This is a genomic window from Paraglaciecola hydrolytica (assembly GCF_001565895.1).
Classification (GTDB): domain Bacteria; phylum Pseudomonadota; class Gammaproteobacteria; order Enterobacterales; family Alteromonadaceae; genus Paraglaciecola; species Paraglaciecola hydrolytica.
On sequence record NZ_LSNE01000018.1, the window covers coordinates 90,805 to 107,093 of the forward strand.

The 16,289-nt window shown below is 41.7% G+C and carries 13 protein-coding genes; 4 read left to right on the forward strand and 9 right to left on the reverse strand.

Features of this window, described 5'->3' with window-relative positions; translation table 11 throughout:
• Window positions 1-176: 176 nt before the first annotated feature.
• From AX660_RS21390 to AX660_RS21405, 4 genes are all read right to left on the reverse strand, one after another.
• The gene (locus AX660_RS21390; RefSeq protein WP_068381932.1) at window positions 177-1,088 is read right to left on the reverse strand and encodes a hydrogen peroxide-inducible genes activator; all 912 of its coding nucleotides are present in this window, start codon (window positions 1,086-1,088) and stop codon (window positions 177-179) included.
• Between the two features lie 88 nt (window positions 1,089-1,176).
• A complete protein-coding gene (locus AX660_RS21395) occupies window positions 1,177-2,097 on the reverse strand; it encodes a porin (RefSeq protein ID WP_131811849.1) in 921 nt (306 codons plus the stop codon).
• A gap of 201 nt (window positions 2,098-2,298) precedes the next feature.
• On the reverse strand, window positions 2,299-3,567 hold the full coding sequence (locus tag AX660_RS21400) for an inorganic phosphate transporter (protein WP_068381936.1): 1,269 nt from the start codon (window positions 3,565-3,567) through the stop codon (window positions 2,299-2,301).
• A 12-nt stretch (window positions 3,568-3,579) separates the two neighbouring features.
• Window positions 3,580-4,257 carry a TIGR00153 family protein gene (locus AX660_RS21405; RefSeq protein ID WP_068382023.1) on the reverse strand — a complete coding sequence of 226 codons (678 nt, stop codon included), beginning with the start codon at window positions 4,255-4,257 and terminating at the stop codon, window positions 3,580-3,582.
• Between the two features lie 440 nt (window positions 4,258-4,697).
• Here AX660_RS21405 and AX660_RS21410 point away from each other — a divergent pair, with 440 nt between their 5' ends.
• From AX660_RS21410 to ppx, 3 genes are all read left to right on the forward strand, one after another.
• Window positions 4,698-5,201, forward strand: coding sequence for a glycine cleavage system protein R (locus AX660_RS21410; protein ID WP_068381938.1), 504 nt, complete (start codon window positions 4,698-4,700; stop codon window positions 5,199-5,201).
• 70 nt (window positions 5,202-5,271) lie between these two features.
• The gene (ppk1, locus tag AX660_RS21415; protein WP_235594809.1) at window positions 5,272-7,386 is read left to right on the forward strand and encodes a polyphosphate kinase 1; all 2,115 of its coding nucleotides are present in this window, start codon (window positions 5,272-5,274) and stop codon (window positions 7,384-7,386) included.
• On the forward strand, window positions 7,370-8,896 hold the full coding sequence (gene ppx / locus AX660_RS21420) for an exopolyphosphatase (RefSeq protein WP_068381940.1): 1,527 nt from the start codon (window positions 7,370-7,372) through the stop codon (window positions 8,894-8,896). Before ppk1 ends, ppx begins: the two co-directional genes overlap by 17 nt.
• Before the next feature lie 21 nt (window positions 8,897-8,917).
• Here ppx and AX660_RS21425 read toward each other — a convergent pair whose 3' ends face one another.
• The 5 genes from AX660_RS21425 to tkt all read right to left on the reverse strand — a co-directional run bounded on the left by AX660_RS21425 (window position 8,918) and on the right by tkt (window position 14,847).
• On the reverse strand, window positions 8,918-9,256 hold the full coding sequence (locus tag AX660_RS21425) for a hypothetical protein (RefSeq protein WP_068381942.1): 339 nt from the start codon (window positions 9,254-9,256) through the stop codon (window positions 8,918-8,920).
• Window positions 9,257-9,441: 185 nt separating this feature from the next.
• On the reverse strand, window positions 9,442-10,341 hold the full coding sequence (locus AX660_RS21430; protein ID WP_068381945.1) for a fructose bisphosphate aldolase: 900 nt from the start codon (window positions 10,339-10,341) through the stop codon (window positions 9,442-9,444).
• Window positions 10,342-10,459: 118 nt separating this feature from the next.
• Window positions 10,460-11,623 (reverse strand): phosphoglycerate kinase, encoded by a 1,164-nt coding sequence (locus AX660_RS21435; protein ID WP_068381950.1) that lies wholly within the window; start codon window positions 11,621-11,623, stop codon window positions 10,460-10,462.
• 57 nt (window positions 11,624-11,680) lie between these two features.
• The gene (gene epd, locus AX660_RS21440) at window positions 11,681-12,700 is read right to left on the reverse strand and encodes an erythrose-4-phosphate dehydrogenase (RefSeq protein ID WP_068381952.1); all 1,020 of its coding nucleotides are present in this window, start codon (window positions 12,698-12,700) and stop codon (window positions 11,681-11,683) included.
• Window positions 12,701-12,849: 149 nt separating this feature from the next.
• The gene (gene tkt, locus AX660_RS21445; RefSeq protein ID WP_068381954.1) at window positions 12,850-14,847 is read right to left on the reverse strand and encodes a transketolase; all 1,998 of its coding nucleotides are present in this window, start codon (window positions 14,845-14,847) and stop codon (window positions 12,850-12,852) included.
• A gap of 273 nt (window positions 14,848-15,120) precedes the next feature.
• On the opposite strand from tkt, the gene metK reads away from it, so the two are divergent.
• A complete protein-coding gene (gene metK, locus AX660_RS21450) occupies window positions 15,121-16,266 on the forward strand; it encodes a methionine adenosyltransferase (protein WP_068381956.1) in 1,146 nt (381 codons plus the stop codon).
• Window positions 16,267-16,289 lie beyond the last annotated feature (23 nt).

Here is a 16,289-nt window from a genome sequence, read left to right on the forward strand (position 1 = left end):
CTTGAGTAAACTTACCCAAGCCTGTTTATTACCTTGCAGTGCTTTTGTTATTAGCTGTTCATCGCTTTTCTCAAACACCGTTTTTGTTTCCGTGGTTTATATGTTCTTGGATTAAGTCGAGGGGAGATGAAAAATAGTTTGAAAATTTTCTAACTATTTTTTAAGCCATAACAGGCCTAACGTTCTAAGGTAGGAATTGGCATTAGCGGGGAGGTCAGCTGAGCCAGAAAACGGAATAACCTTACCCGAGTAGTACCCGTGCGCCACACCATGCCTATTTCACGATAAGCTTTGTCTTCTGCAGGCATCGACACCAAGGGAGTAGATCTCAATATATGATGTTTAATCGCCAACTCAGGCATAAAGGTAAAACCGAGTTTGCTGTTGGCCAATTGTACTAAGGTATACAAACTGCTGGCCGACAGTGAGCTAACCTGCTCTTTGTAACTCAAACCACAGGCACTGACTGCGTGGCCTGTCATGCAGTGTTCTTGTTGCAGTAAAAACACACTTTCTTTAGGTAAGGCAGAGACATCCAATGGCACAGGTAAGGTAGGTACTAAATCACTGTGTGCAATCAAGTGAAAAGGATCGTGCCCCAATACTAATTGTTTACAGCCGGGGGTTTCCATTGGTAAGGCAAGTATCAATAAATCAAGCGCACCTTCATTGAGCTGAGTGAGCAAATTGGCTGTGGTGTCTTCTTGCAACTGTAAAATAATATCCGGTAAATGGGTTTTAATGTTGGCGATTAAACCTTCAAACAAAAAAGGCGCAATAGTTGGGATCACGCCAAGTTTTAATTTACCTGCCTGCCAGTTGCCCGCACTTTGGGCAAAATCCACCAATTCATGGGCATCGGTCAATAAAACCTTGCTCCGCTCGACCAGTTCAAGGCCAAAAGGGGTAAAAACAAAGGTTTTATGATCCCTTTCAAGCAATTGTGTACCAAATTGCTCCTCAAGGTTTTGAATGGCAGTACTGAGGGTCGACTGGCTAACATGACAATGTTGTGCCGCGCGGTGAAAGTGCTGCTCTTGATGCAACACGACTAAATAATGCAAATGTTTAAGGTTGGGCCACTTCATAATTTCATCTACTAAAACGATTAATAGATTGAGTTTAGATTAGTTAGCTCGATAACGAAATAGTTATTACCGAGCTTACTCTTAGTCATTAATTTTGAAACTTATGCTCTATGCCTAATGCCAACCAGGATTTATCCGGTGTGTCATCTAGTGACTGCATGGTATACCAAACATAAACCTGAGTTGATTTTCCAAGCTGATAATCTGCACCAACAGAAACTGAATTGTTATCTTCAAGTGTTTGAAATTGGCTTTTAAATTTCCACTGTGTATAAGCATATTGTGCACTGACTAACCAACCCGAATCGCTTTCATCTTGATCTGACTTTTTTTGTCTATGGGCCATGGCGCTAAACAACCAACTATCCACTTTAGTTTGCACTGAAGCACGCTGAGTATCATAGCCATTAATATCAGAATCTATTGTTAAAGACGCATTCCACTTGGAGTTTTTAAGTTTGCTATCACCATAACGCAGTCCAACAGAAGCTCCGTCTTCACCATCTTCTGAACCCTTAGTGACATAATTAAAATCAAAATGAAAACCATTAATATCCATTGATTCATAAGTAAGTGATTCACTAAGACGATTTTCACCCTTCCATAAATATTTTAGGTCGCCTTGGTAATTATTAAAAAGATCCCGAGCAGCACTATTGGTTTTGGTTACGCTATCTTTACGACCAATATATAGCGTGCCAAAATCGCCACTTAAACCTACATATTGCTCTCGCGCTTTAATATTGTCTGAGCCCGACAGATTGGCTAAATCCACTTCCCACTCAATTTGATATAGCAAGGTCAAACCATTATCAAGGTCGACATTACCTTTAACACCAGCTCGAGAGGCATTACTGCTAACTTCGCTAAAACTGCCCTCACCTTCATCCGCATATTGTAATGATACGTTCGCCTTACCATAAACGGTTAAGGGTTCTGCACTGGTATATTGCATTGGAATTAGACAGGCTAAAATAGAGGAAAAACGTACAAGAATGTTATGGGACACAGCTTAAATTCCGACAGAAGAAGAGTTCTATTGTGTGAAATATAAGGTATTTCAGAAATAAATGACATTTTTATGACATTAATATTAAATTTACAATTTTTTACGCTTAATAAAAAAGCCAGTGATTTAACTAAAATCAGCTGGCTTTTTTAATATTAAGTGCCTGAAGTAACAGTCACCTAATAGCATGTTGTGTTCATGTTAGGCAGCAAAGATACCTTTGATCGTATAAAAGAACATAATCGATAAGCCTGCACCCGCTGGCAGTGTAACCACCCACGAAATAACTATGTTACGTACCACGCCTAAATTAAGTGCCGCTATACCACGGGCCATGCCCACGCCTAATACCGCGCCAACCAATGTTTGTGTAGTAGATATAGGCAAACCTGTACCAGAGGCAATAACCACGGTACTTGCTGCAGCGAGTTCAGCGGCAAAACCACGGCTTGGGGTTAAATGAGTAATGCCATTGCCGATGGTGGCAATGACTCGGTGACCAAATAAAGCTAAGCCAGCCACAATACCAATACCACCTAAGGGTAATATCCACCAAACCAATGCAGATTTAGAGCCGATTTCACCGCCACTTTCAACGATACTCACTACCGCAGCCAAAGGCCCTATAGCATTAGCTACATCGTTTGAACCATGAGCAAAGGCCATACAGCAGGCAGTAACTATCATTAATACCGCAAATACTTTTTCAACATTGGCAAAGTGCGCAGCACGTCCAGCTTGTGGATCATATTTGATTTTATTGATGATTAGTTTGCCTATTATGCCAACGACTACCGCAATCAACACAGAGATAAAATAACCCGTACCATCGTCTATTTTGAGACCAACATGGCTCAAACCTTTTTTGATAGTAACCAAAGACATAATGAAACCCGCTGCGGCCATATAAAACGGCACATAACGTTTAGCATTTTCAAAGGGTTTTTCAGTATCAAATATCAGTTTTTGTGCACTTTGAAAAATCAGATAAGCAATAAAACCGGATATAGCCGGGGTAATAATCCAACTACCTACTATACCAGTTACCTTACCCCAAGAAACCGCGTCAGAACTTACACCTATTGCTGCAAACCCAACGATGGCGCCAATAATGGAGTGAGTGGTAGAAACCGGCCAACCTAAATAGGAGGCAAAAGCCAACCAAATACCCGCTGCTAATAACGACGATATCATGCCGTATATCAGTAATTCTGGTGTATCAACAAAAAAGGCTGAATCAATAATGCCTTTACGGATAGTCGAGGTTACTTCGCCACCGGCCAAATAAGCACCGGCAAACTCAAATATCATCGCAATAAAAATAGCTTGTTTGATGGTCAGTGCTTTTGAACCAACTGAAGTACCCATGGCATTGGCTACGTCGTTAGCACCAATCCCCCAAGCCATTAAAAAACCAACCGCAGCCGCAGCTACGATCAACATAAAACCGTATGTGTTAATAATATCCATGGTTCAGCTCTCTTAATTAGCCAACATTAATTCAAGTCGTGAACCGACTCGTTCGGAAATGTCAGCCAACTCGCCAACCCATTCAATAATACTGTAGAGAAACATCACATCAACGGGATTGAGGTTTTTCTCAATAGACAACAAACTTCTACGTAGGCTAATCTGCAACCTGTCAGTATCATCTTCAATACTGTCTAATCGTTCGATCATATCTTCCACTAACTTAACTTCACGGCCTTTAAAGCCAGTTTCTAGCAAGTCGTCTAGTTCGTTGATCACTTGTTTAGCTTGTTCAGTCGCATCTAAACAACGTTGTAGATATTCTAAAAACTGACTTTGCAACTGACTTGGAATAGTCAATTGACGACCTAAGATACGGCCTGAAATGTCTTTAGCTTTGTTAGCGATTTTGTCTTGCTGCGTCAATAAATCCAGCACGTCCTGACGTTGAATCGGCATAAAAATACCACTAGGCAAATTTATTCTTAATTCACGCTTAATGGTATCAGCTTGTTTTTCCAGTTTCGAAATAGCCTGCTGCTCTTCTTGTGCTGTTTTCCAATCTTCAGCATAAACAGCTTCAAAAAACGGTAACAGCCCGCGGCTGCATTGATGCACAAGATTAATATGATCTTCTAATGGTTTAAGTGGCGATTTAGCAAACACCCCTAAAAAAGAATTCATCGGCATAATTTTATTTTCTCTTTGGTTAAGTTGATGCATTGAACAATTAATGTACACCATACTTTTGTGAACCCAGATTGTATTACAGAACTAAGACACTTTTGTTACAGTGAACATAAAAATTTATATATTTATGTTCGATCGATAATCTAAAGCGAGTCACAATAGCTGTCACCCATCTTAAGTCAACTAAGAAATCACAGTTACATTACATAGTGTATTTTATGTAATACAACGCGTATATACCCTTAATCATTGGAATTGCACGGTGGCAGCAAAGAGACTCAGCCCCATGAGCTTAGCCTTACTAAAAGTTCTCGGGGGAACTCCAGCCAACAAAGGTTCCGTTTCAAGGATGAAGAGTTTAAATAATTTTAGCTACATCTTAAGCTTATTAAGTTATGCTTTTATTTTACAGTTAGTTTTGACTATTTTGGAGCAAGTCCATGAAACCATTGATTTTTACCCTAGTAGGTCCAGATAAACCTGGTTTAATTAGTAATCTATCTAAGGCTGTATTTGAGCGCGGTGGCAACTGGTTAGGCAGTAATTTTTCTCACATGGCTGGGCATTTTGCCGGTTTTGTACATATTGATTTACCGGCTGAAAAACATGATGAGCTCATTGCACTTTTTGACCAACACCCTGATTTACGTATTCATTTGGTTTCGGCTCAAGCTGCTGTTATTCAAGGTCAACAAACCGCACAGATTAATATTATGGGCAATGACAAAGCGGGCATAGTACAAGAATTAACCCGAGTGCTTAACCAGTTTAATCTCAATATCATGCAATTTGATTCAAGCTGTACTAGTGCTCCTAACTGGGGTAGCCCTCTGTTTAAAGCTAAAGCCATTGTGGAAATAGCGCCAGATGTGGAGTTGGTTAGTTTACGAGAAGCCCTAGAAAACATCGCTAATGATCTGATGGTGGATGTCGAGTTAAGTTAAATTTGCTGGGGTTTAGCGTATTTTGTCATCAAAATGTCACACAATGGCTTGAGGATCTTAGGTTTTTACTATGCTAGATAAACTGAATTCAAAAATGCCGTTACAAACCGCTACCTATTATCCCCGAGAATTGAGTTGGTTAGCCTTTAACCAAAGAGTATTGCAAGAAGCCGCTGATAAAAAAAATCCGATCATTGAGCGCATCCGATTCTTGGGTATTTTTTCTAGTAATATGGATGAGTTTTATCGAGTCAGAGTCGCTGATGTAAAACGCAAAATATACATCCACCTTAACGAAGGTGACTTGCAAAAAGCGGAAGACACTAAATTGCTGATGGAAAAGATTCAGCAAAAAGTACTGGGTATGACCAAAGATTTTGATCGTATCTATACCGAAGTGGTAACACGACTGGCACGTTATAAAATCTATTTACTCGACGAAAACAATCTCAATCCCTATCACACTCAGTGGTTAAAAGATTATTTTAAAAATAAGATCCTGCGCCATATTGCCCCAATCTTATTAGATAACAAAGTAAAACTAGTTTCGCGCCTAAACGATTCTGCCACCTATTTATATATCGCTATATATCGGGATAACAAACCCACGACCTACGCCACGATTGAAGTCCCCAGTCAGGCGATGTCACGTTTTGTGGTTATTCCACCAGAAAAAAGCCGTAAGAAAAAATACATCATTTTACTCGACGATATTATTCGTCAGAATCTAGACAGTATTTTTAAAGGTTTTGTGGAGTTTGACCAACTGGCGGCTTACTCCTTTAAAATGACCCGTGACTCAGAATATTCCATTAACGATGAAATTGATGAAAGTTACGTGGACAAAATGTCGGAGAGCATGAAACAACGCCTTATCGCCGAGCCTGTGCGTGTGGTATACGACGGTGATATGCCTGAGGAAATGCTCAAGGATCTGCAAAAACGTTTAAAAATATCTTCTTATGACAGTTTAATCGCCAGTGGTGCCTATCGTAATTTTAAAGATTTTATCGGTTTCCCAAACATCGGCCGCGAATACTTAGAAAACCCGCTATTACCGGCGCTAACCTCTAATGATTTTTCGCGCTATAACACCGTATTTGAGGCCATCAGTGCCAAAGATATTTTACTCTATTATCCTTACCATCGATTTTTGCATTTTACTGAATTTGTGCGTCAGGCGGCTTTTGATCCGCAAGTTAAAATTATCCGTTTAAATATCTATCGAGTCGCCAATAAATCACGGGTGATAAGCTCACTCATTGATGCAGTAGACAACGGTAAAAAAGTCACTGTAGTGGTTGAACTCAGGGCACGTTTTGATGAACATGCCAATATCGAATGGTCTAAAACCATGACCGATGCCGGGGTTAAAGTAGTGTTTGGCATGCCCTCACTTAAAATTCACAGTAAAGTCTGTGTGGTAACTCGTGAAGAACATGGCAAACTGGTTAATTATGCCCATTTAGGGACCGGCAATTTCAACGAAAAAACCGCCAAAATATACACTGACTTTAGTTTATTTACCCGTAATCCTGAGTTAACCGAAGAAGCTGAAAATCTCTTTACCTTTATTCAGCAACCTTATCGCCGCGAAAAATTTCAGCATTTGCAGGTATCCCCTATCAATGCGCGTACTAAGATCCAATTGTTAGTACGTCAAGAAATTCAAAACTGTAAAGAAGGTTTAAAAGCCGAAATATTCTTGAAAATTAATAATTTAGATGATGAGTTATTAATTGATGATTTATATAAAGCCAGTCAAGCTGGGGTAAAAATAAAATGTATTATCCGCGGTATTTGCTGCTTAATACCCGGCGTTAAGGGGCTTAGTGAAAATATCAGCATCATCAGCATAGTTGATCGTTTTCTCGAACATCCCCGAGTAATGGTTTTTGAAAATGGTGGGGATAAAAAAGTCATTATTTCATCTGCCGATTGGATGACACGTAACATGGATAACCGCATTGAAGTAGGTTGCCCTATTTACGATCCTGATATCAAGAATCGCATACTAGCCATCTTAAATTTACAATGGCGCGATACCGTCAAAGCGCGGATCGTTGATGGCGAACAAACCAATAAATATGTGCGCCGTGGTAACAGACGACAATTACGCTCACAAGTAGAAATTTACGATTACTTAAAAGAACTGGAAAGCAAACAACATGCTAAACCTGAATAATGCTTTTGAAGCGGTTGAAGTAAGAGAGTCGTTAAAAGTAGCGGCTTTAGACATAGGCTCCAATAGCTTTCATTTGGTGGTGGCGCGCATCGTCGCTGGCTCGGTGCAGATACTACACAGGGTCAAACAGAAAGTACGCTTGGCCGATGGCCTAAGTGCCGACGGCGAATTATCCGCAGAAGCTCAACAACGGGGTTTAGATACCTTGGCGAATATTGCCGAAAGTTTACAGGATTTTGCCCCCGAATCGGTGCGTGTGGTGGCGACTCATACTTTACGTAAAGCTAATAATGCCAAAACGTTTTTGCAGGAAGCTAAAAAGATTTTCCCCTTCCCTATTGAAGTTATTTCGGGAGCTGAAGAAGCCAGATTAATCTATCAAGGTGTTGCCCATACTAACCATCAACTAGGGCAACGTTTAGTCATTGATATTGGCGGTGGCTCAACTGAATTTATTATCGGTGAAGGTTTTGACACTAAAATCCTACGTAGTCTGCAAATGGGCTGCGTGAGTTATACCAATACGTTTTTCAAAAATGGGGAGTTAAAAGCTAAAGCCTTTGCCAAAGCAATTACCGCAGCCCAGCAAGAATTGGAAATGATTGATAGAAAATTCAATCAAATCGGATGGCAATCATGTATTGGTACCTCTGGTACGATTAAAAGTATTATTGAACTTGCCTCGCAACTCGACAGTACTAATCGCGACAACTGTGTATCACTCAGTGATCTCAATACCTTAATGAATTTATGCTGCGCTGCAGGTAACAGTAAAGATCTCAAATTGCAGGACTTAAATGACGACAGGCGCCCTGTTTTTGCCGCGGGTCTAGCCATTCTGATTGGTATTTTTAAAAGCCTTAATATCAATGAAATGGAATATTCGGCTGCTGCCCTGCGTGAGGGAGTATTGTATGAGATGGGTGACCAACTGGCTCAATCTGATATCCGGCAGCGTAGTGCTGATAGTTTAGCCACCCGTTATGACGTGGATATTGAACAAGCTAAACGGGTACTTGCTACTACTATGGCTCTTTATCAGGCTGTGCGTAAGAGCTGGGATATCAATCATCCCGAACTTAAAAGTTTACTAGGCTGGGCAGCACTACTACACGAAGTGGGTTTGCAAATTAATACCCGCGGGGTACAACGCCATTCAGGTTATATTCTGCAAAATATTGAACTACCGGGTTTTGGGCAGGAGCAGCAAAATCTGTTAGCGACCTTGGTGCGTTTTCATCGCAAAAAAATCCGTACAGGCGATATCCCAGAATTCACCCTACTCCAGCAAAATCAAGTTTATAAGTTGCTGGCCTTATTACGTTTAGGGGTCTTACTGAATATCAAACGTCAGGATGACATCCTGCCAGAGATTAACGTTAAAGTAGATGATAAGTTCCTAACGCTAGGCTTGCCCAGCGATTGGCTGAGTCAAAAACCGGTATTCAGTGCAGATCTCGAACGAGAGCAAGACTATCTGAAAGAGATTGGCATTAAATTGCTGTACTAATAGGCCTCGTGACGATTACGGCTAACGGCCAAGAAACTGATCTATTAGTTCAGCCAGTTTGTCTTGTAAATGCTCTTCAAATTCGTCGAGATTTTTGCCAAAGACCCGCAGGTATTTTTGCGCTTTATCGTGATCTAAACGTTTATTGTTGGTTTTATATTCGGTTTCTAATAAGGATTTATCAAAACGTGGCGTAATCACCCAACGTACAAAATCAGAGTCCAAATTAGCCACTTCTTGTTTAGCGAACTTACAAAAAGCTTCGATGTGCTCGATGCCATCAGGGCCAAGACATCCAGGCTCGACTCTAAAAGTAACCGTTAGTTTTTTGTATAAAGGTAAGGGTAGTTCATAACTCATAGGCTGCCGATTGCGCTCTTGGTGGACAAATTACAGACCGTTCAATCATAGCGTAAAAAATCATAACGCAAAGTGAATACTGCATAAATGACTGAAATAACAACAAGATTCGTCACTCACTGCAATTTTTAATGCTAAAAAAGCCGAACTTAATCGGCTTCTAATTTATTACAGTAGCACATTGCCTAACTTCTAGAAGCCTGACAAATACTTGCTATGGTGGCATCCATCGTAGCGTCAAATTCAGCATCACTTTGTTGCGCACTGACACCTTCGGTCAAGGCTCGTGAGAAACTTGCAATCATGCCATTATTTTGTGACAAACGGTGATTAGCTTCTTCACGGCTATAACCACCGGATAAGGCAACCAGTTTTAACACTTTAGGATGGCTAACTAACTCTTGATAAAAATTAGCGGTTTCTGGCAAGGTGACTTTAAACATCACCACTTGATCTGCCGCCAAACTATCTAAATGTTTGATTAAAGCCGCTTTTAATAAAGTTTCAGCTTGCGCTTTTTCTGGACTGTGAATATCAATTTCAGGTTCAATAATAGGGATCAAGCCTGCCGCTAGGATCTGTTTACCTACTGCAAATTGCTGAGCAACCACGTCTTCGATCCCCTGAGCATTAGCCAGTTTAATCACCGAGCGCATCTTAGTACCAAATACGTTTTGTTTATTAGCTTTAGCTAACAAACTATCCAAATTACTAATGGGTTTAAGTAATTGCGTACCATTTACTTCGTCTGCTAAACCTTTATCCACTTTCAAAAAAGGTACAACTTGTTTAACTTGCCATAAATACTCAGCAGAAGGTAATCCTTCGATACTACGATCTAGGGTATTTTCAAACAAAATTGCCCCAAGAACTCGAGCGCCGTCAAATACTTTAGAAGTAACAATGCGTGTACGCATTTCATGTACTTTTACATACATTTCTTCGTCACCTTGGTATTCAGACTCCGTCACACCATATAGAAGCAGAGCTTTGGGTGTGCTGCCACCGCTCTGATCCAAGGCCGCAATGAAACCATTTTGCGACCTGATTTTCTCAAGCATGTCCAATTGAGCTGGTGATGCCATTTATAACACTCCTTCTTTTTATTTAAAGCCGCTAGTAATACGGCTCGTAGGTTACAGTGGTTTATTTTGAAGACTTAAGCCTTTCTTATTATGGGTATTCTGTACTATTCAAACGCTGTTATTTAGCCGCTCTGGCTTCTAACATCACGACTGCAGGCAAGGGTTTCCCTTCAACAAACTCAAGGAAAGCACCACCACCAGTTGAAATATACGAAATTTTATCCGCTAAGTCCCATTTATCGATAGCGGCTAAGGTATCGCCACCGCCTGCGATGGAAAATGCACTACTTTCAGCAATGGCTCGCGCGACTACTTCAGTGCCTTTAGAAAAATTATCAAATTCAAATACCCCACAAGGGCCATTCCACAATATGGTTTTGGCGCCTTTTAATACTTCTGCAACGTGAGCAGCTGTTTGTGGGCCGTAGTCCATGATTTCTTCATCATCTTGAACGTCATTTACTTGTTTGATCACAGCAGGCTCTTGATCAGAGAAGTTTTTGCCAACTCGTACATCAGTTGCTTCAGGTATATCAAGATTAGCCATTAAACGCTGAGCTTCAGGGATCAAATCTTTTTCATGTAATGATAAACCTACATTGTGGCCACGGGCAGCAATAAAGGTATTAGAAATGCCACCACCAACGATTAATTGGTCAGCAATCTTCGATAAGGCGTCTAACACAGTAAGCTTAGTCGACACTTTAGAGCCACCAACCACTGCCACCATTGGGCGCGCAGGGTTACTTAATGCTTTGCCTAAGGCATCTAACTCACCCGCTAATAAAGGACCAGCACAAGCAACAGGTGCAAACAAACCAACACCATGAGTAGAGGCTTGAGCGCGGTGAGCTGTACCAAAAGCATCCATTACGTAAATATCACATAAGGCTGCATATTGTTTCGATAAAGCTTCATCGTCTTTACCTTCGCCTTTATTAAAGCGTACGTTTTCTAGTATTACGACTTCGCCGGCTTGGACATCAAGACCTGTTAAATACTCTTTTTCTAAACGAACAGGGCAACTCAAGATATTTTGCAAATAGTTAACCACGGGTAACAACGAAAATTCATCTTCAAATAAACCTTCGGTTGGACGTCCTAAATGGGACATCACCATGACTTTGGCACCCGCATCAACAGCCAATTTAATCGTTGGTAGCGCGGCTCTTAATCGTGCATCAGAAGTGACCTTGCCATCTTTAATTGGCACATTAAGATCTTCGCGAATTAAAACGCGTTTATTAGCTAAATCAAGCTCGGTCATTTTTAATATAGACATACATTACCCTATGATATTTAAAGAAAAATCGAAAAATTTAAAGAAAAATCAAAATTATTAGTTACTTTTTTGCATAGCAAACATCGCTTGAGCCGTGTCGAGCATGCGATTGGCAAAGCCCCACTCGTTATCACACCACACTAAGGTTTTAACCAGTTGTTTGTGACTCACTCGGGTTTGACTGCCATCCACAATGCAAGAATGTGGATCATGATTAAAATCCACCGATACCAGCGGCTCTTCGGTATAACTCAGTATTCCACTCAAACGCCCTTTACCCGCGTCTTTGAGTACTTTATTGACTTCTGCAATGCACACTTCATTTGCTAATGTCACACTTAAATCCATGGCCGTGACGTTGATTGTTGGCACCCGTACGGCTATCGCTTCAAAACGTCCTGCAAATTTTGGCAGTATGCGCTCTATGCCAATCGCTAATTTTGTATCAACTGGAATAATCGATTGGCTGGCAGCACGTGTGCGGCGTAAGTCAGGATGATAAGCATCGATCACTTGCTGATCATGCATGGAAGAATGAATAGTAGTGATCGTACCACTCAAGACCCCAAAGGCATCATCCAATACTTGGATCACAGGCACGATACAGTTGGTAGTACAAGAGCCATTGGAAACAATGCGATCTTCTGCTTTTAGTTGATCATCATTGATGCCAAAAATCACCGTGGCATCCATGTCAGGGGTGCATGGTTGAGAAAATAACACTTTTTTAGCACCCTGTTGCAAATGCGCCAAACCTGCGGCTCGGTCATTATGTACCCCAGAACATTCAAGTACCAAGTCAATATCCAACGCTTGCCAGGGGAGTTGCTGAATATCAGCTTCGTGTAACAAATTAATGTTATCACCGGCCACATTCAATAAATTGCCCTGCCGCTCTACCGCAAAAGCAAAACGCCCGTGGGCGGTATCATATTTAAGCAAATGAGCTATGCCTTCAGGGGCAGCTAATTCATTAATTGCCACCACTTTAATCTGCTGGTTTAAGCCATTTTCATACAGTGCTCTAAGCACATTGCGGCCAACCCGACCAAAACCATTTATCGCAATTCGTAGCATAATACTCTTTAATTTTTTTACTGGCTCGGTACAGCCAACAGCAGAGGCATAAGCTCTATCACAAATTCACTAAATTCGAGATAAAACTAAGGCGCTTTTAAGCGCCTTAGAATATAGATTTATTGCTTGTACTTAAAGCCATTTAATGACTAATTAAGCAGACCTTTAGCCGCAGTCACCACCGCATCCGCGGTAATGCCAAAGTGTTTCAGTAATGCGCCACCTGGAGCTGACTCACCAAAAGTAGACATACCAACAATAGCGCCATCAAATCCAACATATTTATGCCAAAAATCAACATGTAAAGCTTCAACTGCAACACGCTTTGTCACTGCTTTGGGCAATACGGATTCACGGTAGGCGGCATCTTGCTGATCAAATACGTTGGTACTTGGCATAGATACAACACGCACAGCAACACCAGCGTCAGTCAACGTTTTCGCTGCATCAACGGTTAAACCGACTTCTGAACCAGTCGCAATTAAAATAACCTGCGGCTGACCTTGGCAGTCTTGCAATACATAAGCACCTTTAGCAATGTCTGCCACTTGCGCTTGTGAACGAGCTTGCGCCACCAAATTCTGACGACTGAAAACCAAGGCTGAAGGACCATCTTTACGCTCTAAAGCAGACTTCCACGCCACTGCTGTTTCAGCACCGTCACACGGACGCCATGTTGTCAGATTAGGCGTTAAACGTAAGTTTGCCACTTGCTCAATCGGTTGGTGAGTTGGACCATCTTCGCCCTGACCGATAGAGTCATGGGTATAGACAAAAATATTGGGCACGCCCATTAATGCCGCCATACGTACGGCATTACGCGCATATTCCATAAACATCAAAAAGGTAGCGCCAAAGGGACGGAATCCGCCGTGCAAACCAATACCGTTCATGATGCCGCTCATACCAAATTCACGCACACCATAGTACAGGTAGTTACCACTCGCATCGTCAGCAGTTATGCCTTTCGCGCCTTTCCATAGAGTAAGGTTAGAACCCGCTAAGTCAGCAGATCCACCAATCACTTCTGGTAACAAAGTTGCAAATTCTTGAATTGAATTTTGTGACGCTTTGCGGCTCGCCACGTTTTCAGCTTTTTCTTGAGAGGCAGCAATAAAGGCATCGGCTTTAGCACTAAAATCAGCAGGTAAGTCACCTTTAATACGACGTTCAAATTCGGCGGCCAATTCAGGATGGGCTTTAGCGTAAGCGGCAAACTGTTCATTCCAGGTTGTTTCACTGGCAGAGCCTTTGGCTTTTGCATCCCAAGCAGCATAAACATCTGCAGGGATAACAAAGGGCGCATGTGGCCATTTTAAAAATTCACGAGCGGCTGCAATTTCAGCATCACCTAGTGGTGAACCGTGACAATCATGGCTACCTGATTTATTAGGTGATCCAAAACCAATGATAGTTTTACAACAGATCATGGTGGGTTTATCGCTTACCGCTTTAGCCGCTGCAATCGCGGCAGCAATGGCTTGTGGATCATGACCATCTACGCCAGTAATCACGTGCCAGCCATAGGCTTCAAAACGTGCTGGAGTATTATCAGTAAACCATCCTTCAACATGTCCATCAATTGAGATGCCATTGTCATCCCAAAATGCGATCAATTTACCTAATCCCCATGTACCCGCCAACGAACAGGCTTCATGAGAAATCCCTTCCATCAAACAACCGTCACCTAAAAAGCAATAAGTGAAGTGATCAACGATATCGTGACCTGGGCGGTTAAACTGAGCAGCTAAGGTTTTTTCAGCGATTGCCATACCTACTGCATTGCTGATCCCTTGACCTAGTGGGCCAGTAGTGGTTTCAACACCAGGCGCATAACCATATTCAGGGTGACCAGGGGTTTTCGAATGTAATTGACGGAAATTTTGCAATTCTTCAATGGGTAAGTCGTAGCCAGATAAATGCAGTAGTGAGTACACCAACATCGAACCATGACCATTTGACATAATAAAACGGTCGCGGTTTGGCCATTTGGGATTGGCAGGATTATGGTTTAAAAAATCACTCCATAATACTTGAGCAATATCAGCCATGCCCATCGGGGCTCCCGGGTGACCTGAATTAGCTTTTTGCACAGCATCCATACTGAGCGCTCTAATGGCGTTGGCAAGTTCTTGACGTTGAGGCATGTTGTCTCCTGACTATAAATATAAAATCAAACCACTAAGGTGAGATGAACGAACAGATCCGATTGGACGGGCATTTTGTATTAGCCTATCAGCAACTTCAATGCTTTTCATATAACAAAAGTTCGTATTTGTATGACTTTATTTCTCGATAATGGACTTGAAACCAAAGACGTTTGGACGTCTAGATGGAAAGACTGGTATTTTTCATTACAATAGGTAAAATATCCAGCTATAGAGTCGATAAACCAACATCGAGCAAAAAAAGGCACTTTTATGACAACACATTTATTTACCTCTGAGTCTGTATCAGAAGGTCATCCCGATAAAATCGCTGATCAAATTTCTGATGCGGTACTGGATGCCATTTTAACTCAGGATCCAAGAGCCCGCGTGGCTTGTGAAACTTTTGTCAAAACCGGTATGGTACTGGTAGGTGGCGAAGTCACTACCTCAGCATGGGTAGACATTGAAGAATTGACTCGCAAAACCGTCAGAGAAATCGGTTATACCCATTCTGATATGGGATTTGATGCGGATTCTTGTGCGGTATTAAATGCCATAGGTAAACAGTCACCGGATATTAATCAGGGTGTGGATCGCAGCTCTCCTGAAGAACAGGGTGCTGGTGACCAAGGTCTGATGTTTGGTTACGCCAGCAACGAAACTGATGTGCTGATGCCAGCGCCAGTGACTTACGCGCATAGATTGGTTAAACGTCAGGCGGAAGTACGTAAAAATGGCAGCTTAAGCTGGTTACGTCCTGATGCTAAAAGCCAAGTTACTTTTATCTATGAAAACAACCAACCGGTTGGCATAGATGCAGTGGTATTGTCTACTCAGCATTGTGATTCAATTAGTACCGCTGACCTGCGTGAAGCGGTAATGGAAGAAATTATCAAACCCGTTTTGCCAGAAAAATGGCTGACGTCAAAAACCAAGTTTTTTATTAACCCTACCGGCCGTTTTGTGATTGGCGGTCCCATGGGTGACTGTGGTTTAACCGGTCGTAAAATCATCGTCGATACCTACGGTGGTATGGCCCGTCATGGTGGTGGTGCATTTTCGGGTAAGGATCCATCAAAAGTGGATCGTTCAGCCGCTTATGCTGGCCGTTATGTGGCTAAAAATATTGTGGCAGCTGGTTTAGCCGATAGATGTGAAATTCAGGTATCTTATGCCATTGGTGTAGCCGAGCCCACTTCAATTAACATTGAAACCTTTGGTACCAGCAAAATTTCAGAAGCCAAATTAATTCAACTCGTTCGGGCCAATTTTGATTTACGTCCTTACGGCTTAATTAAAATGTTAGATTTAGAACGCCCTATTTATCTAGCGACCGCGGCTTATGGGCATTTTGGACGTGATGAATTCCCTTGGGAACAAACTGATAAAGCTGAAATGTTAAAAGCGGGTTTGTAATACAAAAACCGTGATCTCACCCA

Excerpts from the sequence above, each read along its gene's own strand:
- AX660_RS21405 (WP_068382023.1), bottom strand. The coding sequence starts at position 4,257 with ATGCCGATGAATTCTTTTTTAGGGGTGTTTGCTAAATCGCCACTTAAA.
- epd (WP_068381952.1), bottom strand. The coding sequence starts at position 12,700 with ATGCTACGAATTGCGATAAATGGTTTTGGTCGGGTTGGCCGCAATGTG.
- tkt (WP_068381954.1), bottom strand. The coding sequence starts at position 14,847 with ATGCCTCAACGTCAAGAACTTGCCAACGCCATTAGAGCGCTCAGTATG.
- AX660_RS21400 (WP_068381936.1), bottom strand. The coding sequence starts at position 3,567 with ATGGATATTATTAACACATACGGTTTTATGTTGATCGTAGCTGCGGCT.
- ppk1 (WP_235594809.1), top strand. The coding sequence starts at position 5,272 with ATGCTAGATAAACTGAATTCAAAAATGCCGTTACAAACCGCTACCTAT.
- AX660_RS21410 (WP_068381938.1), top strand. The coding sequence starts at position 4,698 with ATGAAACCATTGATTTTTACCCTAGTAGGTCCAGATAAACCTGGTTTA.
- AX660_RS21425 (WP_068381942.1), bottom strand. The coding sequence starts at position 9,256 with ATGAGTTATGAACTACCCTTACCTTTATACAAAAAACTAACGGTTACT.
- AX660_RS21435 (WP_068381950.1), bottom strand. The coding sequence starts at position 11,623 with ATGTCTATATTAAAAATGACCGAGCTTGATTTAGCTAATAAACGCGTT.
- ppx (WP_068381940.1), top strand. The coding sequence starts at position 7,370 with ATGCTAAACCTGAATAATGCTTTTGAAGCGGTTGAAGTAAGAGAGTCG.
- metK (WP_068381956.1), top strand. The coding sequence starts at position 15,121 with ATGACAACACATTTATTTACCTCTGAGTCTGTATCAGAAGGTCATCCC.
- AX660_RS21390 (WP_068381932.1), bottom strand. The coding sequence starts at position 1,088 with ATGAAGTGGCCCAACCTTAAACATTTGCATTATTTAGTCGTGTTGCAT.
- AX660_RS21430 (WP_068381945.1), bottom strand. The coding sequence starts at position 10,341 with ATGGCATCACCAGCTCAATTGGACATGCTTGAGAAAATCAGGTCGCAA.